The 24131-nt window shown below is 36.1% G+C and carries 19 protein-coding genes and 2 tRNA genes; 7 read left to right on the top strand and 14 right to left on the bottom strand.

All coding sequences use genetic code 11. The features are described 5' to 3' along the window. Positions 1–18 precede the first annotated feature (18 nt). From ACLJX0_RS03495 to rbfA, 7 genes are all read right to left on the bottom strand, one after another. Entirely contained in the window at positions 19–3603 is a 3585-nt protein-coding gene (locus ACLJX0_RS03495) for a hypothetical protein (protein WP_410878477.1), read from the bottom strand. A gap of 303 nt (positions 3604–3906) precedes the next feature. Continuing rightward, the gene (locus tag ACLJX0_RS03490; RefSeq protein ID WP_410878475.1) at positions 3907–4965 is read right to left on the bottom strand and encodes a hypothetical protein; all 1059 of its coding nucleotides are present in this window, start codon (positions 4963–4965) and stop codon (positions 3907–3909) included. Further along, a complete protein-coding gene (locus ACLJX0_RS03485; protein ID WP_410878473.1) occupies positions 4962–6047 on the bottom strand; it encodes a hypothetical protein in 1086 nt (361 codons plus the stop codon). The genes ACLJX0_RS03490 and ACLJX0_RS03485 overlap by 4 nt, the downstream gene beginning before the upstream one ends. A 1-nt stretch (position 6048) precedes the next feature. After that, entirely contained in the window at positions 6049–7827 is a 1779-nt protein-coding gene (locus ACLJX0_RS03480) for an HSP90 family protein (RefSeq protein WP_410878471.1), read from the bottom strand. After that, a complete protein-coding gene (locus ACLJX0_RS03475) occupies positions 7827–10337 on the bottom strand; it encodes a sel1 repeat family protein (protein ID WP_410878469.1) in 2511 nt (836 codons plus the stop codon). Before ACLJX0_RS03475 ends, ACLJX0_RS03480 begins: the two co-directional genes overlap by 1 nt. A 222-nt stretch (positions 10338–10559) precedes the next feature. Further along, positions 10560–11765, bottom strand: a complete 1206-nt coding sequence (locus ACLJX0_RS03470; protein WP_410878467.1) for an ABC transporter permease — start codon at positions 11763–11765, stop codon at positions 10560–10562. Between the two features lie 4 nt (positions 11766–11769). Next, the gene (gene rbfA, locus ACLJX0_RS03465; RefSeq protein ID WP_410878465.1) at positions 11770–12162 is read right to left on the bottom strand and encodes a 30S ribosome-binding factor RbfA; all 393 of its coding nucleotides are present in this window, start codon (positions 12160–12162) and stop codon (positions 11770–11772) included. 703 nt (positions 12163–12865) lie between these two features. Between rbfA and ACLJX0_RS03460 the strand changes: the two genes are divergently transcribed. Continuing rightward, positions 12866–12942, top strand: a tRNA-Ile gene (locus ACLJX0_RS03460). 24 nt (positions 12943–12966) lie between these two features. Further along, positions 12967–13040 (top strand) — tRNA-Ile (locus ACLJX0_RS03455). Positions 13041–13569: 529 nt separating this feature from the next. On the opposite strand, the gene ACLJX0_RS03450 is transcribed toward ACLJX0_RS03455, so the two are convergent. Continuing rightward, on the bottom strand, positions 13570–14004 hold the full coding sequence (locus ACLJX0_RS03450; protein ID WP_410878463.1) for a DUF6591 domain-containing protein: 435 nt from the start codon (positions 14002–14004) through the stop codon (positions 13570–13572). A 618-nt stretch (positions 14005–14622) separates the two neighbouring features. Here ACLJX0_RS03450 and ACLJX0_RS03445 point away from each other — a divergent pair. Together ACLJX0_RS03445 and ACLJX0_RS03440 are read left to right on the top strand one after the other, a co-directional pair. Continuing rightward, complete coding sequence (locus tag ACLJX0_RS03445; protein WP_410878461.1) at positions 14623–15555, top strand: hypothetical protein; 933 nt, start codon at positions 14623–14625, stop codon at positions 15553–15555. Beyond that, a complete protein-coding gene (locus ACLJX0_RS03440) occupies positions 15555–16265 on the top strand; it encodes a hypothetical protein (RefSeq protein ID WP_410878459.1) in 711 nt (236 codons plus the stop codon). The genes ACLJX0_RS03445 and ACLJX0_RS03440 overlap by 1 nt, the downstream gene beginning before the upstream one ends. 10 nt (positions 16266–16275) lie before the next feature. On the opposite strand, the gene ACLJX0_RS03435 is transcribed toward ACLJX0_RS03440, so the two are convergent. Further along, entirely contained in the window at positions 16276–17202 is a 927-nt protein-coding gene (locus ACLJX0_RS03435) for an IS1595 family transposase (RefSeq protein WP_410878457.1), read from the bottom strand. 172 nt (positions 17203–17374) lie between these two features. On the opposite strand from ACLJX0_RS03435, the gene ACLJX0_RS03430 reads away from it, so the two are divergent. Then, positions 17375–17716, top strand: a complete 342-nt coding sequence (locus tag ACLJX0_RS03430) for a hypothetical protein (RefSeq protein WP_410878455.1) — start codon at positions 17375–17377, stop codon at positions 17714–17716. A gap of 717 nt (positions 17717–18433) precedes the next feature. Here ACLJX0_RS03430 and ACLJX0_RS03425 read toward each other — a convergent pair. The 5 genes from ACLJX0_RS03425 to ACLJX0_RS03405 form a co-directional block, all read right to left on the bottom strand. Then, a complete protein-coding gene (locus tag ACLJX0_RS03425) occupies positions 18434–19096 on the bottom strand; it encodes a type II CAAX prenyl endopeptidase Rce1 family protein (protein WP_410878453.1) in 663 nt (220 codons plus the stop codon). A 184-nt stretch (positions 19097–19280) separates the two neighbouring features. Continuing rightward, entirely contained in the window at positions 19281–20126 is an 846-nt protein-coding gene (locus ACLJX0_RS03420) for a hypothetical protein (RefSeq protein WP_410878451.1), read from the bottom strand. A gap of 11 nt (positions 20127–20137) precedes the next feature. Further along, entirely contained in the window at positions 20138–20788 is a 651-nt protein-coding gene (locus tag ACLJX0_RS03415) for a hypothetical protein (RefSeq protein ID WP_410878450.1), read from the bottom strand. Between the two features lie 131 nt (positions 20789–20919). After that, positions 20920–21693, bottom strand: a complete 774-nt coding sequence (locus tag ACLJX0_RS03410) for a hypothetical protein (RefSeq protein WP_410878448.1) — start codon at positions 21691–21693, stop codon at positions 20920–20922. A 150-nt stretch (positions 21694–21843) separates the two neighbouring features. Further along, positions 21844–22236, bottom strand: a complete 393-nt coding sequence (locus tag ACLJX0_RS03405) for a hypothetical protein (protein ID WP_410878446.1) — start codon at positions 22234–22236, stop codon at positions 21844–21846. A gap of 542 nt (positions 22237–22778) precedes the next feature. Here ACLJX0_RS03405 and ACLJX0_RS03400 point away from each other — a divergent pair. Together ACLJX0_RS03400 and ACLJX0_RS03395 are read left to right on the top strand one after the other, a co-directional pair. Continuing rightward, on the top strand, positions 22779–23492 hold the full coding sequence (locus tag ACLJX0_RS03400) for a hypothetical protein (protein ID WP_410878444.1): 714 nt from the start codon (positions 22779–22781) through the stop codon (positions 23490–23492). Positions 23493–23729: 237 nt separating this feature from the next. Continuing rightward, on the top strand, positions 23730–24098 hold the full coding sequence (locus ACLJX0_RS03395; RefSeq protein ID WP_410878442.1) for a DUF983 domain-containing protein: 369 nt from the start codon (positions 23730–23732) through the stop codon (positions 24096–24098). Positions 24099–24131: the final 33 nt, after the last annotated feature.

Raw genomic sequence — 24131 nt, 5'->3', positions numbered from 1 at the left:
TATTTTTTTTCTAGCGTTCTAATTTTCAGGTTCAGGTTCAGGTCCCGTATCCCCGCCAATTAAATTATCATTAAGTACAAATGCATCACTACAAGGCACTTGAGACGGATCTTCAAAATCTGCTGTATCGTCACAGTTACACGGCAGGGCTTTTTCCACTTCTAATCCAGCACTTTTCGCTTGTAAAATGGTCAATGAAGTCGGAATACGCGTAATCCATGCCTTACCTTCTTTTACGGTTTCTGCTTGGCGTACCTCATCAATCAACGATAAGTACAACTCATCGCCAATAACCGGTATTTCACCACCATTCCATATTTTCCCAGTACTCATATACAACTGTACGGCTTCTTCAAAGCCTGGACGCACGGTTGCCACAACACGCGCCATTCCCGATTGCATAAAACTTCTGAAAATAGGATCGTCACTTTCGTCATAGGTGTACAACTCTGCCCAATGCCCCTTATCTCCCCAATAAAAGGGATAGAAATTATAGGAGATGGCATCCCATTCAAAAGCTTGTTCCATGAATTTGGCTAAACTAGCATAGGCTTCCAACTCTTTCGTTTGTTTTACACCAAAATCAGCAATTGTCGTACCATTAGTAAAGCTTTTACCCATATCATTGGAACGAGTTAAGTAAGCGATACAATTTTTGCGCAACACTGTATTTTCAATTTGACGATAAAAGCCTGGATTGGTGCGTTTGATTTCCACAGCCTTATTCTGTTCTAGGGCTAATTGTTCATTATACGCTTTTAAGGCTAAAGTATAAGCTTCAATAATGGCTTGAAAACACTCTTGTTGCCATCTTTTATAGGCTGCAGCTGTTAACACACACTTTATTTTCATGGTTGCCGACATCCCTCCAACATCTGCACCTGCAAAAGCAACTTCAAGTTTGCCTATAATTCCTCCTAATGGACAGTCAATAGTTAGGTCCTTAATTCCTTTGCCATCAGGAAAGTCGTCATAGCTTCTACCGACTCCATAACGATAATCGGCAATAGTAAATATACCATGGGCTTCTACTTCAAGCCTACTTGGTGCAAACGTATAGTGAAATACTCCCTCCGCTCTTTCCGCTTGATAGTCCTCTGGCAAATCAATATAATAATTTTTAGCCCCTGTATAATTTCTATTCTGTATAAAACTACCGCTATCTCCTTGTTCTGAAAAAGAAGCTGATATCGCAATTATATCGTCTTTCTTAGTGGGAATATCCGCATTGAATTGTGCTGCCCAATAGAGCGCTTTTCCTTCTGTAATTTGATTAGCCGTTTGGATACGATAGTTAGTCTCAGTTCTAGGATCCAAGGGTTTTTTAATAGTTAGGTTTGGTGATTTTATCTCATCTTTCATCGCTAAAACATGTAAACGGGCGGGCTCGGGAATCATGAATTCAAACATCATGCGTTTGCCATAATTATACACCTGATTTTTGTATAATTTATCCACCCAACGATAGACTCCTACCACGTGTTTATCTCCTTTGCGGTTGTCAAATCCATGTTTGTTGTTCTCTTCAAATTCCTCCACCATCTTCTGCATGCGCTCGCGTTTAATGCGATTCACCACGCGATCTTGGGCCTGATACGTCAATTCTTTGGCTTCGGTTACGGAACGACGAATACTCTCTTCCTGCGCCGTATTGCTCGCTTGAGCCACACCACCATCAATTTGATAATTCTTTCCGCCATAATGTGCATTCATGTAGGCATTCATACTCTTATTTTTTTGGAGTAATGAATCTATTTCGCTTTGCATTTCAAAACGATCCGTGGTAATGGTATCTGTAAAGGCTTCAATTTCTTGTTCGGTGGTTTCTGTTGTCGTTTCTTCTGTTCGTCTCAAACGGCGGGTCGATTTTTCGCGATATTCTCTCGCCATGACATTTTCAATATTGGAAACTTCTCCCTCAATATAACAGTGCACCGTTTGTTCTACCTTTTTGTAATCGGCAATTCCCAATAAACGCACGCCAAATTTTTTAGGATATGTTGGTAGTGGCTTAACCATAGGCGTTTCACAATTTCCTTCGAGTTCTCCAGCATAACATACCAAAGCCGCAATATCACGCGATGGGATGCGTTTTAAACAGCCATTGGTAAACTGAATCGCTAGCGCCATAGTCGAAGGTATCCGATCCGACATAGAACTTGCTGCGTATCCCTCTACATCATGCAGAGTAATATCATTCCCACTACGTTCAATATGCGTTGTATCCAACACATAACTTTCCTTTAATGTTTCCTTTTCAATAGTTACGGTAATTGTCGAAATTTTCCAAGAGGAGTCAGGCACTTTAAAAAATATAGTTGCAATACGCTGTAAATTCACCATTTCTCCACAAATACCATATTCAAAGACCTGATTGCTAATTTCTTGGTTTACAGGAAACATAATCCCTCCGATACTCAGTACTGGTTGATAAGCGTCTATACTCTCCGTTAATAACACTTGATTTTGATGTCCGCTTGCCTGTACAAAAGTTGATAAATTGTCAAATGTCCCAATGGTACGAAGCAAACGCTCTGGATTTGCTGTTTCTTCTTTTCTATTCCTTCTACCAATAGAAGGTAACTCCGGTTTTTCCTGATATCCAATACTCTTCAACAATGTTTGATAACTAATGGGATCTAATTTGTCTTGGAGTTCTTTGAGGGATAATTCTTCTCTAAATTTAAAATCAAACTTAGGTACTGAAGGTATTGGCACAGCTGGTGGTTGTTGGCATGGATCTTCTGGATTGTATTCCCTTTTTTCCATCGGTACTGTACTACAAAAACTTTTTCGTGCCTCCTCTAACTCTTGGTAGTATTTGGTATAAATTGGCGCCACTTCTTTGTCATAAGCTTCCTGAGCAGCAGTATAAGCCTCTTGGTACTCTTTTTGGTATTCATTCGCTAAAACAGCTAAATCTTGTTGTAAAATTGTCAACTGTTCCTCTTGCAATTTCGCTTTTGAAATATTGATGCTCTTAGTCATCAAACGATCGGGAATAATAACTTTAGGCTTCTCTGTTGCAACTTTAGGCTGTATCTTATCATCTTCAATCATCTCCTCGTTAAAAAGTGCGGCAGGTAATACAAAACTCGCCTTGGCCCTTTCTTCTAGCGTTTCATTAGATGCTTTGAGTTTGAGCTGTTCTACTACAGTATTTGCTTTTAGAATTTCAATCATTTGGTCGTTGAGAACCAAATCTTCTTGTACCGTGGACTGATAAAAAATATTGTTCCACAATTTGCCCTGTTGCTTGGTATCAATAGCCTTGATTTCCTTTGCTTTATCTGTTATTTCTTCAACCGTAGCCGTTGTTTTATTCTGAGCTAACCAAGTAGCAAAGGGTTGAATAGCAGCAAATTCTTGCTGTAAAGCTTCTTGTGTGGGAATCACTTCTTTAAAACTAGCCGATGCCATGAGCATGGTTTCGTATTTTGTTGCACCTACTGGACGTTTTTGTATAGCTTCATAAAAAACTCCTTGTCCTACTAGGTCCTCTCTAATGCTAAGGAAGTGCTGAGACAGAGATCGAGCATCGGGAATTTGAACGCTTCGCAAACTGACGAAACGAAATAACGTATTTGAAATAGTATCACTCATCGTACTAGTATATTGGTTAATTTCTCCAAATCAAGCATTATACTTAACTTTTAACCTATTTTTTTTTAATAAAAATCAACTGTTTTAACATAATTACATTATTCAAATAAATTATTTCCTCAGTGATAGAAATAAAATAATAAACCTATAGAAAACAAAGAATCATTGCTGAAAATTTATTTTATCAATGATTCCTTGTTTTCTATTATTCAACTATTTCTATCAATTCCCCTCTACTCCATAAAAAAAGGGAAGCGTTTTACGCTCCCCTTTGTCTTATTTTTAATCTCTACTTCCTCCTTTTTACAACGCAGCAATTTCTGTTGTATAATTTGTATTTTGGTTTCTCGCATCAAAACGCGTAGCAAATTCTGTTGCCTGTTGTTTGAAATGGGTGTATAGCTCCTCGAGGTTGTACATTCCACTTTCCTTATAGTACGGCAATTGTGGAGAGAGTTGCAAGGCTCTCGTGCCTCCTTGTTTCATAATAGGCAACATATAACGGGCGAAATTGTAGCGGTGAATATCTTCTGCTTCAATATCCCAAGCGGAAATTCGCTCAAAGAACGACCAAGTTTCTGGATGGTTGATTGCATGCATATACGACATCAACAAGCCCATTGAATAACCTACAGAACTATCGTATTGATCATGGGCCTCATATTCTTCAATTGCTTTGTTGAAATACTTTTCTGCTCCGTCTAAATCTCCGGCTTTCCACGAATAGTAGGTCAAGCTGCAAAACGTTTGAAACGGCATAGAATAACAGGTCAATTTCTTGTGAATCAAATCTTGGGCTTTGACAATAGCCTCGGCTAATTTATCTTGGAACAGCAGTAATTCCACCTCTGTATCCAATTCACAAGCAGAGCAGTTCGTCATATCATCCACCAATTCAGCATTGGCAGCATCAATATAGGTTTTCGCTAAATCGTAATCGCGTAAATGAAAGGCCAAGCCCGTCATGACGTTGTGATAGGCACGCGTACTAAAACCGTTTTTCACTAAACGACGCTTAAGGTCTTCGCCAATTTTTTCAATTTCTTCTAGGGGAATTAATGCACTGCGATAGGCGGAGCAAAACATCCATTTGTATTCCCACAGGAATTCAGATTCGTCAAAATAATCTTCGTTGGCATCGCTAGTGTGCAAAATCCACGCAAAAGCGGGAAAACTCTCATTACAGCGTGAGGTATTGCGCTCTTGGCGAATTAAGTCCAAACGCAAGTCAAACCCCCAATCGATATCATTGTGTTGATCGGCGAGTTGAATTGCTTCTTTCAACGCGATAATTTTATCTTCTAAACTCTTTAGACCCTCCACTTTTAGGAGAATCTTCTGGATTTCTAAATTGTAATTCATAGCTTTTGTATTCTTTTTTGTTCTTCTTCCATTTGCTTAATATCGTCTTGTACAAAGGTATTTCCGTTGCGCAGGTCAAATCGCTTGGCCCAGTCATAGGCACTACCTTTATAAGCACGTGCCAACGCTTGCAAGTCGTACCACCCTTCTTGTTGATAAAAGGAAACGGAAGGCGAAAGGGTTAATTGTTTTTGTTCGGGTTGATCGAGGACAAACATCATATGACGGCTTAGCATCAATTGTAAGTCATCCTCCGCATCGATATCCCATCCTGCGATAATTTCATAGTACCCCCAACGATCTTCGTCTCCTAGCAAGTGTAAGGCGTAAATCAAACGGGTTAACCCATAGAGGAGCGAACTATTGACTTCGGACAGTTGGGCAAATTCTTCTTTGGCTTTTGCCAGGTAGATAGATGCGCGTTCATCGCCTTGACGAGCCATAAAATAGCCCATAACCACATAGGTTTCAAAGGGTAGAGAAAAATCGCGCAACTTCTTATACTCCATTTGGTGCATCAAGACAATGGCTTCGTCAAAATGCCCCAAACGCGAAGCACTTTCGATTTCATTGTCATAGGCCACCACTTCGTTACACACCTCATCAAAAGGCTCTTCTTTGGCTTTTGCAATATAGGAAGCACCCAAGGCATAATCGCCTCTATGCTGGGCAAATCCAGCCATGGTATAGTAATAACTGCGCTTCGAAAAGTTGAAGTGTTCTAACTTTTGTTCTAAGTCGGCTGCGATAGCGTGTACTTGTTCTAAGGGAATCGCCACATTGCCATAGGCTGAGCAAATCATCCATTCGTATTCTTCTAAAAATTCCGATTCCGATAGTTGTTCTGGGTGTAAACGCGCTTGTTCCAACAACCACGCAAAAGCCAACGGACTTTCAATACAAGCCGAAGAACAGCGCTCTTCGCGAATCAACATGATGCGCAAATCAATTCCCCAACCCAAATCCCCATGTTTATCTGCGAGGTAAATCGCCTGTTTAAACAAGGTGATATAATCTTTAGGATCTGTGGTTTCCTCCTGAATTTGCAAGAGGATGCGCTGTATTTCTAACCGGTGTAGCATCTTATAGTTCAGGCAAAAAGTTGGTCATTCCCAAAATGACAAATTGGTATAAGGCGTGGTTGAAGATATCCATCTCCTTCTTGTTAATCGTGTAACCTCCGAGCATCAAGGCTTGAACGTACATCACGTTAATCAAGGCTTCAAAAAGCTCTGGATCTGTTATCACCAAGAGTTTTGCTACCAAATCATTCTGCTGATTAAAACACAAGGTAGGCAATACCTCTTCTTGCTTTTTGAAGTGTCCCAAAGCAGCGGCAAATGGATTGGCACTTTGCGCCAAGTTTTGCATGCTCTTGCTGTTCAACGCTTCTTCATTGGCGATGTAAATCGCTGTGGTATCTTGGGGTTCAAAACGCTTTACTTCTGCTTTACAATAGTGTTGTTTTAGAATTTTATTGGCTTTGGCCAAAAAGGCATCAATGCGTTCATCCGTGTGATCAGCCGCCTCAAAACTATCTAAGATATCATTGGGCTTAATCAGTGCGATGCTTAAATCAGGATTACTCGCTTTGATTTTCTGAATCAAATCTGCTTCATAGCTATAGGCTGCATTAATCACCAATTTCTGTTGAGACCCTGCAATACGGCGAATTTGCCTAAAATCATCCAAGGAAGGCGTATAGAAAATAGAACCGTATTGGGTGCGGATATCGCGGAACAACAGCATCCCCTGATTGGTTTCAAAAGGCAAATAATCTTCAAATAATTTGAGGATTTCATTGTCTGAAGCCGCCAAAGATTTGATGAATAAATGGTGAATGGAAATCAAATGTTCCAATTTATCTAAATCCGATACCGACAACAACTTCAAATAATCTTTAAAGCAAGCAGTCAATTCTTTTTTCGCGTCTACTAAAGTAGCATTATTCATCAACGACTCTCGGGAAGCCGTAGGTTGCAACTCGTTGGAATTGATAATACAACGCACAAAAGAGGTCCATTCGGGCAATAAATTCGTTGCTTGATCACACAAATACATGCGCTTCACAAAGATTTTATGCTCTTTGGAGGTCGAAGTATTCACTTTATTGGGAATGACATAAGCCACCCCTTGAATATCTCCCGCTTGAGAGGAGATGGGAAATACATCTAAAAACTTAGTTTTAAATACTTCTTTTCCGTAAGCCAAGAGCTCTTCTTTATCCGCTTGGGGATTTAACCATATCGGTTTCCCATCCAAGACGATTTCCTCCTCTTGGTTTTCGACAAATTTGATTTCAATAGGCAACGCACTTCCGTAGAATAGCACGTTTTGCTTCACTTCTTCTTTTTTGAAGAGGGAACGCCAATTTTTCTTGGCTTGTAAGATCACCCGTGTTCCTACTTCGGGTAGTAGATCAATCATTTCCACTTCATAGGTTCCATCAGCACGTCCAATCCAGCGTACCGCTTCGTCTTTGAACAGTGAACGCGATTCTACGACAATTTCTTCTGAAACCACCAAACACGAAAGCAACCCAATACCAAAACGACCAATCAAGTCTTTTTCTGCGAGTTCCCCACGTTTCGAACTTTGTCCAATGACCGATAAAAACTGATGTACATCATCCACAGATAATCCCACCCCATTGTCTTGGAAAATCAATTGATCATCCTGAAAAAACAAGGTTATTTTACCTTGAAACCCTTCATCAATTCCCTTTCTTACTGTTACAGCATCCACCCCATTTTGCAGTAATTCGCGAATGAATACCGTTGGCGAGCTGTAAATGTGCTCGCTCAACAGTTCAATTGTTCCCTTCATATTCACTTGGAACTGATAGTTCTTTTTATTGTCCATTATCTTCTTCTTTTTCTTGGGCCACCAACAATTTTTTGCGCATCTTCATTTCCGTTTTCTGCTGCTTGTTGATACCAATGTAAAGCCAACTCATCGTTTTGCTCTACACCTTCTCCTTTTAAATAACAATTACCTAATTCGTATTGTGCCATATCATAGCCGTTATTTGCTGCTTGCTCTAGGTAAGTTACCCCTTCTGCTGCTTCTTGTGCTACTCCTTCGCCTTTGACTAACATCACTCCTACATAAGCCGCAGCTTCCAAATGTCCACGGTCTGCCACTTGACGTAAATAGTACATCGCTTCTATATAGTCCTTCTCTATTCCAATAGCATAGTAATAGCACATCCCCAGACGGAAGTAAGCCGCATCATACCCGCGTTCTACAGCCATTTTATAGTAGTGGAACGCTTTTTTCTCATCGCGTTCAACGCCAATAGCAAATTGGTAGCAAATTCCCAATCCTTCGGATACATAGCCGCGTTGTTCCGCTTCTTCGTAATACGGGAAAGCTAAGTCATACGGTTGGTCTTCTTCATAGCCGTATAGATAGTAATCCCCTAGGGTTAGCATCGCAAGGGCTGATCCGTTGTCTTTGGCTTTTTCTAACCAGTATTTGGCTAAATCTAAATCTTTTTCTAAGCCATAGGCATAGAGGTAATAACACCCTAATTTATATTGAGCGTAACCAAATCCGATATCGGCGGCTACGGTCATATATTCTACTGCTTTTTCCGCATTTTCTTCTACGCCCGATCCTTCTTCATAGGCCAAGGCTAAATCGACATTGGCATCATTATAGCCGTATGCTAAAGCTTTTTCAAACAATTCAAAGGCCACTGCACGGTTTTCAGGTCCGCCAATTCCGTAGCGATTGCATCGAGCCAATTGGTAAATCCCCTCTGCTAAATCAGCCTCTGCTGCCATTTCGAAATGCGTTCTAGCTTTTGCTGCATCAACGTCTCCCACCAAACCATCTTCATACATATACCCTAGGCGAACCGCCGCAAAAGGATAGTTGTTTTCTAAGGCTTCTTGGTAGTATTGTTCCGCTAGGGCAGGATTCGCTTCTAAGCCATACCCACGTTCTAAAAGCATCGCTAATTCCACTTTACAGTAGTTTGAATTATATAATTCCACTCCTTTTTCATAATAGGCAATGGCTTTATCTAAGTCTGGATTTTCGTTGTAGCGGTAGTAACGCCCAGCGTATTCAATACCTAGACCACTGTTTCGCTCTGCAGCCAATTCGTAATATTCAATGCATTTATTATAGTCATCTTCCGTACCAAATTCACCATATTGATATCCATACCCCAAGCGATACGGTCCATAATCATCGCCCAACTCCATCGACTGTCTCAATAAAGCTTCTGCTTCTGCGGCATTGTGTTCGATTTCTTGGTGTTCCAATAAGGCTACGGCTTTTTCATTCATCGCACGGGTTAATTGCCCCTCAATCGCACGGTCCAAATACGCCAAGGCACGATCGTAATTTTTATAATCGTTGTGGTACAAATACAAGATTGCCAATTCCAACAAGGCTTCATTGGAACGGTACAAGGCTGCTTTTTCCAACGCTTGAATGGCCTTTTCAAATTGAGGTTCACTTTGATCCGCTGGATACAAATAGTAGTACCCTTGAACGAAACCAGCATAGGCGATTCCGTGCTCAAAGCCCACTTGTAAGTAAGGCGCTCCTTGTTCGATGGTATAGCCTAAAGGCGCAAAACGCGTATTGCTAATCATCATCCCCATCATATAGTTGCAATACCCGCTGTTGTGTTGGATTCCATCTAAAAATGTTTCTGCAGCTTTTTCATCTTCTCCCTCACGCAAGTAATAATCAGCTAACACATATAACCCGCGTTTTTCCACGTGAATTAACTCCTGATAGCGATCCAACACCGCTTTTCCTTCTTCTGCTGATTCACAAGAACGGAATTCAATATTTAGTGCGAATAATTTTCCAATGCGATTGTCTGGAGCATCTGAAGCATGAATCAGCTCCAAGCCTTTCGCCTGGTCTTGTTCAAATCCCAACGTACCGTAATAGGTGTTATATCCAACAAAGGCTTGCGCGGTTTTATCTCCTGCAGCATACCCTTGTTTAATATAGTCTGCTGCTTTATCATCATCACTAAAGCCATAGCGCGCATTCATATACAATTCATGCATAAAGGTATAGGCCTTGGCGTATCCCTTATCGATAAATAGTTGATTGAGTAAGACCACATCATCAAACCACAGGGCGTAATCCTTATCATTCAAGTAAAAGCTACTGCGCTCGCGGTTGGAGTCTTCGTTAATTTGTTCGTATAATTGTTGAAAGATTGCGCCTTCTTTTCCAGTTTGTACAGCCAACATACACAAAGCATGCGCTTTGAACCAACGAATTGGATCTGCATAGTCATCTGCATCAAAATACTGTTGTGCGGCACTGCTTAAACTTTCTTGCCCATTGGCAAACTCACTAATATAGCTTAAGTATTTTACATTAAACTCACCCATAATTTTCTTTTTTCTAATAAAACAATTTTTCTTCTTTTTTCGATTGATCCAATGCTCACAAATTTAAGAAACACCCACGACATAATTTGTTAATTCTAAAAAAGTGTTCTATTCAAAAAGAAAAATCCCCATTTTCAAGGAAAGTCCGATAAAGGCAAGCGGAGAAAGTAAGGGTTAAAAATCATAAAAGGACCCGCAAATGCGAGTACCCAAAAGGAAGTACTAGTGGTGTAAATACTTTTTATTCACACGAGTAGAGGCAATATAAGAAGCGATAAAGCCCAAAATAAAAATAGATCCAAAGACCACAAAAATATCACTGATGTTAAATTCGACGGGATAAGCAAACCCTGGACGAATGAGAATAAGTCCGAAATGCTCTTGGATCGACACGGCAATAATGCCCAAAACAATACCGATTACACCTCCTATAACACTGATAATCATTCCTTGTAGTAGAAAAATACGCTTGAGCTGTTTGAGAGAAACTCCCATATCATTCAACGTTTTAATGTTGGCTTTTTTCTCCAATATAATCATCAATAAAGCCCCAACTAAATTAAATAGCGCAATAATCACTACGAGTAAAAAGATGAAGTATACTACGGCATTTTCGGTATTCAACATGCGATACAAGCTGTCGTTCAACTGCATTCTATTTTTAATAACCACTTGATCACCGAGGACCTGCTGAATAAAAGCAGTAGCTTCTTTTTCTGTTACCCCTGGATTAAGAGCGAATTCGAGGTTGGTGTACTCATTTTCTTCTAAACTGAGTAAATGTTGCGCCAATGCGATAGCACAAAACACGTATTTACTGTCTAATTCTTCGTTTCGCAAGGAGTAAATTCCCACAGTATACAGTGAAGTACGCAAAAAAGCATCTTCAGGATTATTCACTACGCCAGATCCTGGTTTAATGGATAACGCTTGTAGACTGTGTTCTGCATCAAATAATCCCATGGACAAAAGATAAGCCATTCCCAATCCGACGACAACTTCATCCGAATCGGGTTCCATCCAATGGCCCAACTCTACTTTATCGGGAAATTGGCTAACTTTATCAAAGTCAGCATCTACTCCTTTGAGTATAGCAACGGTTTGCTTTTCATTATAGGTAAAAAGCAAACGGTCTTCTACTACTCGAGCCACTCCCGAAAACAAAGGAGATTGACTTAATTCTTGGTATTGCGCTTGGCTCAACGCAAAGTTTTTGCCCTGTTTGCTAAATACTTTCAGTGCTGGATCCAACTCATTGGTAAACGACAAGCTGAAGGAACGAAGTCCACTAAACACAGCTAACACAATTAACATCGCCATGGCACTCACGATAATACCTATAGAGGCAATCGCCGTGATGACGTTAATTGCTTTGCTTTTGCTTTTACTGAAAGCGTAGCGTTTGGCTATGTAAAATGCGATTTTCAACGGTTTACTTTTTCTTTCTCTTCGCTAATAAATCAGGATTAGCAATTGGGTTTTCGTCTCCTTTTAGTGCTTTGTCAATTTGATCGATATACTCTAAACTATCGTCTACGTAAAACATCAAATCGGGCACTTTGCGCATCTGATTCTTTACGCGTTGTGCAAGCTCGTGCTTAATTAGTGGCGCATTGGATTGAATCGCTTTCAACAGTTCCTTTCCACGCTCCGCAGGGAAAATACTTAAAAACACCTTCGCAATTGATAAATCCGAAGTGATATTTACCTTAGAAACAGAAATAATCAAATTGCTTATTCCGTTCTTGCGCACTTCTCCTTGTAATATATCTACGAGGTCACTTTGTAGAAGCGCTCCCATCTTCTTTTGTCTATTTGTCTCCATGATGCAAAAATACAATTTTTTGGATAGTATTTTTTTATATTTCACGCTTCCCTTACTTCTGCTCGATAAAATTATTACTTCATCCTTCAAAAAGAAAAAGACAATCGATGTCAAAGGCCTAACGTAGGGTTTTTCTATAAGATAAAAAGTCTTCTCCTCTACTAGTAACACTGCTATAAACTTTGATTTTGTTTCTATACGCCTTATGCCAATTTAGGATTGGAAGAAGTAGGACTTCACACAGGCTAAACAAGAGACTCCTTCGAGATCTCTTGGAGCATCCTTCGACAAAGCAGGCATTTTTCCAAGCTATATCGAAGGGCTGTCGAAGGATTCTCGAAGAAAACACTAAGAAATACCGAAACATACTCCTAGGAGTATTCTTTCTATATTCGCTCATTTCTCATTAATCCTCCTCTCCAAACCTTAGCGTCCTCTAAAAACAAACTATACAGCTGTTGTTCTAAGCATTAGATGGACGAAAAAGACGAGGCATGAGGCTAATAAACGAGACAACAAACAACAAGGAAAGACAAGACGGGAAAACTAAGGAAAAAAGAAAGGGGCAGAAGAGGAAAAAGCAGGTACATCCTAGGAGGGGGCACAATTCGATAGAGAAATAAAATTAATATTTTTTAAATCTATTTCTTGCAAAAACCAATAATACGCAGTAATATTGCAACCTCTAATTGTCAATTTGACTGGTCCTATAACTCAGCTGGTTAGAGTAGCTGACTCATAATCAGCAAGTCCCTGGTTCGAGCCCAGGTGGGACCACCATCAAAATTTACAGTCAAATCGACCGGTCCTATAACTCAGCTGGTTAGAGTAGCTGACTCATAATCAGCAAGTCCCTGGTTCGAGCCCAGGTGGGACCACAAAAATTTTAAAGAAGCATCTATTGTAAAATAGGCGCTTTTTTTTTACGCCCTTTTTTCTCGTTTCACCTCATCAGTACAACGTACGTACAACATTTTGTTCTACCCCACAAAGATACTAAAGTATCATAATCAAAAAATGAGAACTGGACTTGCTAACTTACAAAAATCATTGTTAATTGAATCAAACCAGAAGAACGACTCTTTTGAAAATGAAAAAAATTAGTTGTAACTAGCATTTTTCATTTTCAACAATATATATTAAATAAATGTTATACACATTCAAATTACAGAAAAGTGAGTAATGCTAGTAAAAGTTTTTCTTTGATATATAAAAATTTAATTGTTGCTTTGTACTCTCAAAAAACATGTAGATTGTGTATTTTAACAATAAAATAGAACAATAATTTTGTTGACAAACAAATTATTTGTTACTTTTATAAAGTAAAAAATAATGACTATCGGTAACATTATACCAAACCAAATAATAATAAAAAACCCACTCCTTTATTGAAGTGGGTTTTATGTTTTATTGAAGTTCAGCCATTGCCATATTGACCTTGTTCACCATTTTTATCATTCTATTCATTTGGCTTGTTGACATTTCAGATTTTACATTATCCATCTTATTGCCTAAATCTTCACCTTTAGACATAAGATTTGGTAAATCTTCAAACATACTCATATCGTTATTCTTGGCTTTCTTTAAATAACTTATGTAATCATTCATATAGCTTTCATAGCTATCAAGCAAATCATCAATATCTTTAGAACTTACCTTATTTATATTAGATGTTGTTTCTTCATCTTGCTCAAAGTAATCAGATTCTTCAGATTCATCTGAATCATTAGAATCATATTGATTAGTTTCTTCTTCTATTTTTGATTCATTATTCTTATTACAGCTAATAAATACAAGTGATGATATTGATAATAGACCTACAATAATTAGTTTTTTGTTCATCTGTTTTCTAAAATTTAATGTTTATTTAAATAAATCGTATTCAGTTACTTAATACACACATACCACATATTACGTGATGGTGCATTAATTCGGGTGAACAAAAAAGGTATTAAGGAGGTATCTTTAATCGGATAACATTAAAGAACAACAATTTTCAATCTAAGTATTGTTGTACTTGATAAATGATGATTTGTGTAGTTCTCTAATGTAGTAAGTAATTGTTTTCATTTTTTGTGGTATTTTAGGTTTATAAAGTATAAAAAAGAAGCGTGGACATTGCAAACACACTAAACCTAGGAATACCACTCCCTAAAAAAGCAATGAATACAAGCCACGCCATATCGGCATACTCTCATATACATTATTTGCTTTCTTATATTCGATGTGGTATTTCGGTTTAGCAATAATGCAATTAAGCACGTTTGTTCTTTTCGTAAAAAGCAAAGATAGAACATATATTAAATATAAAACAGCCTAAATTCAAAAAATAATCTAGGCTGTTTTATATGGATTCTTAGTTGTTTAATTATTTATACATATAGTATTACAATAAGTTTTTATAAACTATTTAGTTATTTAATACTTAACTTTTATATATTTACACAACATTTAAAAACAATGGAGCAAGATAAGATAGAAATAATAATAGATAAATACCCTGATGGTTCAAATATTGAATTGGATAATTTGACTTTAGATGCAACTAAAATATTAGTGCGTCTTGTTGATGCTTTTTCAAAAATTGTTGAAGCAGAAAATAATCCCAATATAAGAATAGGATTAAAATCAGGTAGTGCTGAAGTAAGTATAGAGAATGCTTCAACGATTTATGAAAACTTAAAAAAAGTATCAGATAACTCACCTGATAGACAAAATATTTATGTATCAAATCTTACGATCGTTCAAGATATTATTAAAGAATCTAACTATAATTTCAAAGCCATTGTATATAAAAAAAACAATGAAACCATACCAATAATACCTCTTTTTGATAAAAAATTTAGATTAAAAAGAGAAAGAAAGGAAATAAAACACTACTATAATATTGAATTCTTTAAAGGTAAGTTATTTGATAGTGGAGGAAAAAAACCAAATATTCATATAGAACAAAATGATATAGAGCATAAAATAAATTGTAGTGAAGAACAAGCTAGTGTATTAGCTAAATTTTTATATAAAGAGGTTACTATATCAGCGTGGGGTAAACTAAATTCCAATAATAAAATGGTTTATGAATTTTGTGATATATATAATTCTAATGAATTTGATTTTTATTCTGATTTTAAAGAATTTATGACTACTAATAATTCATTAACTGGGACTGAACCATTAAAGCATATACATAAAAAATTAAAATCTTATTATTCAAATGGTAAGTTTAAAGAAAGTAGAAAATTTCTAAGATTATTTTGTAATGAAGTTGCTGATGTTAATAGATTAAGAGCTATTTTACTTATATCAAAGGGTGTTAGATATAATGAAGATATTCAAGATATAATTAAAACCATTGAAAACTTAATTGAAGCAAAAACTAAAAGAACAATTTTATAATGTCAATACAGCTGAATAAAATAGGAGATGAAATAATTAAAGTCCGAGATTGTAACGAAAATGATGATTTTATTGGGATAGGGATAGAATTAGATGATAGTGGTGAGGGGTTTCATAGTGGAATTATTATATCATTAGGTGGTGAGTTAACTTTGTTTCATTTTGATGGTACTGCAATTTATATTAAAAAAAATACTGATATACCAGAATGGTTTTATATAAAAAAGTTAGATATTTTTGAAGAAAATGAAAATTTTATATTAAACTTTAAAGCGCATTGTGAGTTGATTAGTGAAGAAGCGAATCCTGAATTTGGTTTTGTTTTTGATGGTTCGTATTATAGCAACGCAGGTGAATATTACACAGAAAGTAATATTAAAGATATAACTACTTGTGTTGGCTTTTGTATAAAAATTATTAAAGGTTATTTGTATAATCATAATGATTACTTGTCCCTAGATGATTGGAATGCAGAAAGTATGGATGATTATAAAATCAAAAATTTAAGTTTTTATAATCATCTTTTAGAAAAATTAGAAAAAGAATATCCTGATAGATTTGAAGAGATAAAGAGAAACTATTTTAAAAGAATTATGCCTTCCGATTTAACTACGTCAGGTTTTTATAATCAATTACCTATTAGAAAAAGTCAAATAGATCAGTCTAGAAGCACTGTTGAAATGGTATTGAAAACTAAAAGGTTGGCCTAATTTTTTTGTGTTAGTACCAAGTATTCTTGACTGAGCAAGCCAATAATTCATCGAATATATCCACTTCATTTCTTCTATTGAATTTAAAGCAATATTCACTAAGATAGTTTTGTGTGTAATCTCTACCGATAGAGTGGTGAATACCTAAGAATAATCTTTTTGCGTTTGATATTGTTTTGTGTACCCAAGGTAGTACTTTATCAGATTTTAGATTCTTAGTATTGATTGAAGTATGACTTTTAACTAGACCTTTTAATTTGCTGTAATGCCTACCATCATCAGTAATTAAATAGGTCTTTTTTGATTCTACTGCTTTTTCTAGTTCTTTGCTCAACGTATTGTGTTTGTAATCTTCAATATGAACCATTTTAAGGCGTTTTACAATACGATTGGCTTTGTGTTGATTAGTTTGATTAGGATTTAATTCTGATTCAACCATAACCAATACTTTTGAATTTCTTTGGCTACCAACACCACGTTTTAATTCTTGCTTTTCTTTTCGTTCTTCTTTGTTGGGAACTGTTACAAAGAATCCTTCATCTAATTCAATTGAACCTTCTAGTTTATATTCTTCATCAGCTTTACACATAACTCGCCTAATTTTGTGCATCATTGACCATATTGGCTCGTAAAACTTGTGATTTAGTTGTCTTTGTATTTCAAGTGATGAAAATGATTTTTTAGTAGAAGTAGCAAACATAAAAGCAATGTACCAATATTGGAAAGGTAGTTTTGAATTTTCCATCACAGTACCGCTTTTTAATGATGTTCTAAAACCACATTGTTTGCATTTGTAATATTGGATTGTAGATAACCAATAGTGATGCTCACCTTTACACTTTTTACAAATTACACCTACTTTATCTCTATGATTTTTGAAGTGTATTCTACAAGATTCTTCATTTGGGAATTTTTTAAAGAACTCAAAAATATTCATATATTTCTCTCATTTTGTATATATAAGTTACGAATAATTAGCGAGTTATGCAAGTTTTTGTTGTTTTATTATACATATAAAATAAAAATAAATTATGGTGAATTTTAAATATATAAAAAGAAGATTGTACTGTTTTTTTGGTAAATTTATACCTTACTTTAAAAACAAGATAATGAAAGATAATGAAAGGATAAAAGACTTATTAATACAAAAAATTTCACTAGTATTAAAATCTATTGAAAATAGTGAGATAGTTATATATAATGACACCGATTTTGTAGATACATTATCAAAAAATGATTCGGTTATTAGACTTAAAATTAATTTTAAATATTTGGATGAAACTAAATTTCAAATTAGGTTTGAAATTAGTCTTAAAGATTATACATTATTAAATTTCGACATTATTGGAATTGATTTTAAAGAAAATGAAACTCCAAATCTAATTAAATTAAACGCTATAAATATTTTAATTAGTGAAATAAGAAACATTAAAAGAATAAATGAAGTTTAAATCTATCAATCAACAAAAAACCAATTTAAACAATAATTTTAAATTGGTTTTTTGTTGTCAAATTATCTTGGTATAAAGTTGACGATAGTCATTTAAAAAATTAAGACAATGGATAAAAAAACCATAGACCAATTTTTTGATTCCTTATCAAAGAATGTCTTAAAAGAGAAATGGGATAAATATGACAAATATTCAAAGCAAGAGAATTCAGTTACTATTTCTGAATTATTAGATGTTTGGAATGTATGTTACGAAAACACATTTGTCTATTCAAAACCAGATTTATTAGATATAAATAATATATTAAAAGAAGGGTCCGAAATTAGTTTCGGACTCTTTTTTTTGTACCTTAGCCATTATAAATTATTAAACTTCAAAATCATAATTTTATATACCATTATACTAAACTAGCAACAAAAGAATCATCTATTTAATTTCAATAATAATACATTTCCCGGTCTTTCGGCCTCACAAAATGGGTGGGGAAGTAAAGTCTATTCCTTAATACACAACCGTATTAGAATAACGACAAAAAACAAGGCAAGAGTACCAAGATTCCTCCGTTAGATTGACACTAAATTATACAGTTAAATATAAATCTTTCCACAGCAAAAGACCCCCTCTATACCTTCTACTATAGAGTAGCACAATAAAAGAAGCTATCAACCTCAGACTTGCTCTGAGGTTTTTTTATTTATCCAATATTCTATCCTCCACCTATAGCAAATGAGTCAGTGAAAATCCAATACTATTAAAAAGGATATGCAAAAGTACTGCGATATAAAAAGAATGATTTAACCGAACATAAGAATAAATCAATCCCGAGATAAAATATGGAAATACAAGCACGACACTACTTAAAAGAGTTAAACTAAGGCGATCATAATTCATCAGGTGAGATAAGCCAAAGAGAAAAGACAGCACAAATACCATACTATTTCTACGCCTCAACCAGTAGCGATGTAAAAAGCTCTTTCCCCAATAACACAACCCGAAAGAACAAAGTCCCGCTGTACTAGCAAGTAAAAGTCGAGCGCTCCAAAAGTCGAAGGAATCCAATCGCGTACCGCTAAAAAATGAATAGAGATAAAGGGTTACAATCGCACAAGAAACACTCCACTTAAAGGGACTGAAGACCAAAGGTAACCGAAACATCCCTTCTTCTAGTAGAGGTCCAACGAAGGCAATTAGCACAAACATATACCAGACATTTCCTTGTTTTAATTCCATCCGAGCGCGGTGAACAGGTAATTCCATCCCATGCTGATCAACAACAAAAAATAGCACCCCTAAACAGAGTAGTTTCACTGCAATTAACAGCAGTAGAAACTGGAGTACTATTTTTATTCTACTACCACAGAGTAAACCCATTACTTCCATCTACTTTTTTTATGCTAAACGATAACACCTGTATTCCCTACCTTTTCTTGCGCCATACATGTACCAAATGCCTTCCCAACACCATTACAATCAGTCCTCCCATCCGGAGTACATAGAGGATAAGATTAAGGATCCTACTGATCCCAATAACGATAGTGTCAAGCCAGGATTTCTTCATTTGCACTTACTTCAATTGTTCTAATACTTCCCCTATCTCCAAGTGTATTTTTTCTATTTCCTCGCTATATTGTTCCGTATCTTCTTCGATAGCACGTCGAAATAGTTTGAAGGCTTTCATTCGTAATTCACTATATTTCAGCAAGTTTTTCTGATGTTCTTGCAATTCTGCAGGGAAATTTTCCACTTGCCCTGCTTGTTGCGCTAATGCTACATTTTCCTCCCATTTGGGTAAAACGAATAGATTCAATTCTCTCAACAGTTCTTCTCTGGTTTTGGTATACAAATCATCGTAAAAAACTAGGGTTTCTTGTTCATTTTGGGTAAATGTTTCCAATTGCGTCTGATAGGCTTCGTAAGCAGGATCATTGGACCATAAAAAAACAGTAAAAAACACCGTAAGCGCTATCATACAAGCAGAAAGTAGCGCTAGTCCTGCAGCTCGCCAATTGGAGTAGAAGGCTAAGTTCTGTTCCTTGTGTTGGCGCAATACAGCTCCTTGCTTCACTTCTACAATCCATCGAATTACACCAGCAAAAATAGCAGGTAAGATATAATTAGGAATTCGCTCTGACACCGTAGATGGAAGCGCTAAAAGTCCTCCAAAAACCAAAATCGTAGCTGCTATTCCCCACCAAAGGGCTTGCTTACCTTGCTGTTTTTCTCCTAGTGTACGGTAATTGTCTCGCATCAAGTATCCTCCAATAAGCGGCCCGCCTAAAAAAGTGGCTAGTTGTATTGCGTTAGCAGAATAAAATACAACAGCCGAGTTTGAGGTTTCCAGATCTGGATTCTCCTGGTTTGGATTCACTGCATTACTATCCTCCAATATAATAGTCTCTTGTGTGATCATTCTTGTATTGTTTATTCTAAAAAATAACTTCCTTTATAGCCTAAACGCTTTACTTTCAAAAAACGGTGGCTCTCAATAAACGTATTGTTTGTCGAAGTTCGTGTATCTACCAATAGCCTAGTCTTTCCATAGTTCAACAACGTATCTTGCCCAACAATCGTATCGCGAAAAACATCTTGTAGTAAAACACCTGTTAAGTGATGGTCAATTGTATTGCTATAGTAAAACACCAAGCGATTACTTCGTTCCGATATGGCTGATCCTAAAAGTAAACTATCTGTAAATTCATCATACAACAATTGCAATTTTCGCCTATTTTTTTCATTTACACGCAACGTATCGAATCGGGAATGCAATACAAGTATACCTTTATATCGATGAAGGGTATCGGATGGGATTATTTGCAAACTATAGAATTCACTTTTTAACGTATCGATACCCCCTTCCTTTGTATAGTAGTAGAACTGATTCACAATGGTATCTCCAACAGTTGAGATATAAAGTTGTAAAGCTAATTCCAATTGTCCTTCAGGAGCTCCATTAAACCAATCCACTTCATAAAGTGTATCGCCTAACATATCATAACTCCACGTCCTTTTCAACTCTTTCTTCCCACAACCTATGAGGAAGAGCCCTATAAAAAAGAAAGTTAATCTATACATACGCTGGTTTATTTATCACGCAAACGAAAATAATCAATCTCTTTGTGATAGCCATCATACTAGTTAAAAAAAAGCCCAATGAATACTAGATTCATTGAGCTTTACATAATATAGTTTGATTGGTTTTTGTGCTATTTCACAAGCTCTCTCTCGCGTAAGAGTGTTTTTTCCTCATTTTCTACCTTGTATTTTTTGGTCCAAATACAATCGCCGTCGTATTCATAAGCAAATACTTCTTTTTCAATTACAGGGCGACGAGGTGGTGTTTTGTCTTTTTTGCGTCTTTTCTGTTTGGTGTAGGTCGGAGCCACCGTTGTACGAGTACTCACTTCCACCACATTTCCACATGAATCATATTTATAAGTACTAATGCGAATTTTCTTTTCGCCTTCCTCAAAAAACGTTGTCTTTTCTAAACGAATGCTTCCACTTTCATTATAGGCGCGTACAGTACTAAACCCGCGTTCATAATCCTCAGAGTACTCCCGAGATGTCACAATCATCGGTCTGCCTTTGACAAATTTAGTATAGGTATGTTCCCCATCATCAATCAATCGCCCTTGCTCATCGTACGTGAAGGCACTTTCAAAAACGACTTCCCGCACTTGACCTCGATCCGCATCATACATCAAAACTTCTTGATACACCCGACCTTGGTCATCGTAAAACACATCAAACACTTTCCCTAATTCATCCTTATAATATAAGCGATAACTGTTAATACGACCCTCTTCTAGTTCATATTCAATACGGTCATGCGGATAAATACTCGAAGCATCTTGCTCATAAAAATGGTCATATTGTTTCCATTTCGGATTGGCATCAATTCGATCTAGTGCCATTTGAGCAAATGCACCAGTACTCATCGTTAACAAAAGTAAAGTAAGAATAGCTGGCTTTTTCATGAATCATTGGAGTTTTTGTTGTACATTTTTCCCTTAGGAGTACGCAAAGTAGAAAAAAAACCAAGCATTACAAAAAATAAAGCTCACGAAAACGAAAAATTAACTTAACATCCATTTCTTTTTTAGCATGTTCCTATGCCAATCAGTCAATTACAGCAAATCAACTTCCAGTTGCTGTTGTCTATACCCTAAGGTTAAAGCGACCTCTAAGGGAACACGACGAGAGCGATCAAACGCAAAGACCTGTTTACTCTTGTCGGGATAGGTCATCGTGGTTTGGATGTGAAAATCGAGCAATTTATGGGTATATACATAGCGAACAACTAAATCTCCTTGTTTCGTTCGTTCCTGAAAATAGAGTTGAATTACACTAGCAGGTTGGGTGGAACTATATTCTTCAAAATAACTTTTTACTTCTAGAAAAAGAGCTCCAACTTTTGCATCTGTAATGTGGATTGAATCAAGTGTTGTTCCTTGCCCTAGAACTTTAATTTGTTGCTTCGCGCGTTGAGCTTGCACAGGCAAACAGCACCATATTCCCATAGCAAGAGGAATCCAAAACCACTTGAAATGATAATTTTTTCTTAAAATTAAAAACAGGCATGATTCTTGCATACAACAATAATAAAAACAATTATCATAAAAAAAAGGGAAATACACAACAAACTCAAAAGCTAAAAATAAATCGAAGCAACTAATTTCAATAAATTTTTTCACAAAACGCAACTAAAAATAAAACAAAAAAGCAGATTTAGCGTTTATTTAAGCGAAAGGAGTTTCTACTTTCACATAATGAAAGGTCAGAACCACCTGAAAACAAATATAAGCGTTATCAAAATCCATTTTTTAAAAAATTTTAACTATTTTTAATAAACATATGTTTAATTTTGTAAGCGGTGATAATCTCCTGAAAACGAGAACAAAAAACAAGAGATTAAAGTGTATTTCCCCGCTTTTTTGTAAACCGATAAGCGAAGGATAGACAAGAAAGAAAAAGTCGGTATATATCCCTACTTTTTTCGCTATGCTTCGGAAGAAAAAAGATTATTTTACACTAAATTTGCAACAGAAAAAAAGAATAAAAAATGAAAAAGATTATCTCACTATCCCTCCTTCTACTGACTTTTTCTGCTTCTTATGGGCAACGAAAACCGGTCATTCACACAACTAGTGAACCTATTGTATATAAAGATATAGAAAACATCCTACAGCAAAAAGCTGAATTGGGATTGAGTCAAAAACAAGAAGCTTCATTTATTGTTAAAAATGAATACATTAAGAGAGACTTACAAGCGCTAAATGATCGCACCGATATGTTACCTGTAGAAAAGAAAGAAACCGAAAAGAAGGTAATAAATTCGTATCAGTTATTCATTCAGCGTACCCTAACCAAAGATCAAATGGATATTTGGGCACAAAAGAAGGTAGAACTGGATTTGGCTGACATTCAAGACAACGGTTTAAAGGCAGATTTAAAAGCCTTAGATGCTAGTTATAGAGCTGAACAAAAAGAAATTTACAGAAAATACGGCATGGATCGTGCCATTTATGCAGCTCAACGAAAAGCCATTCGAAAAAAATACGACACCGACCGCCTCAGACTTACAGAGTATTATAATGTAACAGAAGATGAAAACGATGTGATGTCTCTAGAAGAAATCGCTAATTTGGTTAAAGAATTCGATGATTACTACAATGACGAATCTTCTACCAATCCCTTAAAGTACCTAAACATTAGGGAAAACACAACGAATGAAGGAGAAGAAATAGAAGAAGAATCTTATACAGAAGAACAATAATTTCAATCGACAGCAGTACCTCAACAGATACTGCTGTTTTTTTAGCTATACATCACTCAACCACCCTAATGTCTTTATCTTTTTTCAACTATTCAAAGGCAATCAAGTCAATAGGACGAAAAGAAAAAACAATAAACAAGAAAACAAATACTAAAATGTCCGAATTACACCAAAATACAGCATTTTAAAACCTATACATTTCAGTATTTTTACTTTACTTTGCATAAAAATTATCTTATGTCATATATATCAAGAGTTTTAAGTGGAAAATGCCCAAACTGTGGCAAAGTAGATTTATTCTATGACAAGGGAAATCCCGTTACCATGCGCATGCCGAAAATGACGAAAGAATGTTCAAACTGTGGGTATAATTTCCATAGAGAGACTGGTTTTTACTTTGGAGGGATGTATGTAAGCTATGGTCTTACTGTAGCTGAAATGTGTGCTGTAATGGTATTGAGATTAATCATCAATGCCCTTTTTGATGTGCATATCACTCTACTTCAAACCTTTATCGCCATTGTAGTTGTTCTCCTTTTATGTTGGACGTTTAACTACCGATTATCTCGCATTATTTGGTTAAATATATTTTATAAAAAAGAATAGTTTCTTTCGAAAAGTTAATTATCTTTGCACCAC

It is taken from the genome of Myroides sp. DW712 (assembly GCF_046557355.1).
GTDB lineage: Bacteria > Bacteroidota > Bacteroidia > Flavobacteriales > Flavobacteriaceae > Flavobacterium.
This window is presented reverse-complemented; position numbering and strand designations above follow the sequence as displayed.

Coding starts and splice junctions, on each gene's coding strand:
- ACLJX0_RS03495 (WP_410878477.1), bottom strand. CDS start 3,603: ATGAGTGATACTATTTCAAATACGTTATTTCGTTTCGTCAGTTTGCGA.
- ACLJX0_RS03490 (WP_410878475.1), bottom strand. CDS start 4,965: ATGAATTACAATTTAGAAATCCAGAAGATTCTCCTAAAAGTGGAGGGT.
- ACLJX0_RS03485 (WP_410878473.1), bottom strand. CDS start 6,047: ATGCTACACCGGTTAGAAATACAGCGCATCCTCTTGCAAATTCAGGAG.
- ACLJX0_RS03480 (WP_410878471.1), bottom strand. CDS start 7,827: ATGGACAATAAAAAGAACTATCAGTTCCAAGTGAATATGAAGGGAACA.
- ACLJX0_RS03475 (WP_410878469.1), bottom strand. CDS start 10,337: ATGGGTGAGTTTAATGTAAAATACTTAAGCTATATTAGTGAGTTTGCC.
- rbfA (WP_410878465.1), bottom strand. CDS start 12,162: ATGGAGACAAATAGACAAAAGAAGATGGGAGCGCTTCTACAAAGTGAC.
- ACLJX0_RS03450 (WP_410878463.1), bottom strand. CDS start 14,004: ATGAACAAAAAACTAATTATTGTAGGTCTATTATCAATATCATCACTT.
- ACLJX0_RS03445 (WP_410878461.1), top strand. CDS start 14,623: ATGGAGCAAGATAAGATAGAAATAATAATAGATAAATACCCTGATGGT.
- ACLJX0_RS03440 (WP_410878459.1), top strand. CDS start 15,555: ATGTCAATACAGCTGAATAAAATAGGAGATGAAATAATTAAAGTCCGA.
- ACLJX0_RS03435 (WP_410878457.1), bottom strand. CDS start 17,202: ATGAATATTTTTGAGTTCTTTAAAAAATTCCCAAATGAAGAATCTTGT.
- ACLJX0_RS03430 (WP_410878455.1), top strand. CDS start 17,375: ATGAAAGATAATGAAAGGATAAAAGACTTATTAATACAAAAAATTTCA.
- ACLJX0_RS03425 (WP_410878453.1), bottom strand. CDS start 19,096: ATGGAAGTAATGGGTTTACTCTGTGGTAGTAGAATAAAAATAGTACTC.
- ACLJX0_RS03420 (WP_410878451.1), bottom strand. CDS start 20,126: ATGATCACACAAGAGACTATTATATTGGAGGATAGTAATGCAGTGAAT.
- ACLJX0_RS03415 (WP_410878450.1), bottom strand. CDS start 20,788: ATGTATAGATTAACTTTCTTTTTTATAGGGCTCTTCCTCATAGGTTGT.
- ACLJX0_RS03410 (WP_410878448.1), bottom strand. CDS start 21,693: ATGAAAAAGCCAGCTATTCTTACTTTACTTTTGTTAACGATGAGTACT.
- ACLJX0_RS03405 (WP_410878446.1), bottom strand. CDS start 22,236: ATGGGAATATGGTGCTGTTTGCCTGTGCAAGCTCAACGCGCGAAGCAA.
- ACLJX0_RS03400 (WP_410878444.1), top strand. CDS start 22,779: ATGAAAAAGATTATCTCACTATCCCTCCTTCTACTGACTTTTTCTGCT.
- ACLJX0_RS03395 (WP_410878442.1), top strand. CDS start 23,730: ATGTCATATATATCAAGAGTTTTAAGTGGAAAATGCCCAAACTGTGGC.